Origin of the sequence: Shewanella sp. GXUN23E (assembly GCF_050865035.1) — a bacterium.
Taxonomy (GTDB): Bacteria; Pseudomonadota; Gammaproteobacteria; order Enterobacterales; family Shewanellaceae; genus Shewanella.
In genome coordinates this window covers 1-1237 of sequence record NZ_JBOZWP010000049.1, presented here as the reverse complement: position 1 = coordinate 1237, position 1237 = coordinate 1, and the positions used below count along the sequence as shown (strand labels likewise).

The 1237-nt window shown below is 49.6% G+C and carries 1 protein-coding gene; it reads right to left on the bottom strand.

The features are described from left to right. Positions 1–53 precede the first annotated feature (53 nt). Positions 54–1237: elongation factor Tu (gene tuf / locus ACRRUX_RS20530; protein WP_432534096.1), on the bottom strand; the 1184-nt coding region annotated here is incomplete at its 5' end.

The window sequence follows — 1237 nt, the reverse complement described above, 5'->3', positions numbered from 1 at the left end:
AACAAAAAAGGAAGCCGAAGCTTCCTTTTTCAGTTTGTCATTAAGACACGAAATTATTCGTGGATCTTAGCAACAACACCAGCGCCTACAGTACGGCCGCCTTCACGGATTGCAAAGCGCAGACCTTCGTCCATCGCGATTGGTGCAATCAGGGTAACAACCATCTTGATGTTGTCACCAGGCATTACCATTTCTACGCCTTCTGGCAGTTCGATGGTACCGGTTACGTCAGTAGTACGGAAGTAGAACTGTGGACGGTAGCCTTTGAAGAATGGGGTGTGACGACCACCTTCTTCTTTGGACAGTACGTATACTTCAGACTCGAACTTGGTGTGAGGAGTGATGGTGCCTGGCTTAGCCAGTACCTGACCACGCTCAACTTCGTCACGCTTGGTACCACGCAGCAGAATACCACAGTTCTCACCTGCACGACCTTCGTCCAGCAGCTTACGGAACATTTCAACGCCGGTACAAGTAGTCTTGGTGGTATCTTTGATACCAACGATTTCTACTTCTTCACCAACTTTGATGATACCGCGCTCTACACGACCGGTTACTACAGTACCACGGCCAGAGATAGAGAATACGTCTTCGATTGGCAGCAGGAACGGACGGTCGATCGCACGCTCTGGCTCAGGAATGTAAGAATCCAGAGCTTCAGCCAGTTCGATGATCTTGCTTTCCCAAGCAGCGTCGCCTTCCAGAGCTTTCAGAGCAGAACCCTGAATTACTGGCAGGTCATCACCTGGGAAGTCGTACTCAGACAGCAGTTCACGAACTTCCATCTCTACCAGTTCCAGCAGCTCTTCATCGTCTACCATGTCACACTTGTTCATGAATACGATGATGTAAGGTACACCTACCTGACGAGACAGCAGGATGTGCTCACGAGTCTGTGGCATTGGACCGTCAGTAGAAGCTACTACCAGGATAGCGCCGTCCATCTGAGCAGCACCGGTGATCATGTTTTTAACATAGTCAGCGTGGCCTGGGCAGTCTACGTGTGCGTAGTGACGGTTTGGAGTATCGTATTCGATGTGAGAGGTATTGATGGTAATACCACGCTCACGCTCTTCTGGAGCGTTATCGATAGATGCGAAGTCTTTAGCAGTACCACCGTATACTTTTGCCAGTACGGTAGAGATTGCTGCGGTCAGAGTAGTTTTACCATGGTCAACGTGACCGATGGTGCCCACGTTTACGTGGGGTTTGCTACGTTCAAATTTCTCTTTAGCCA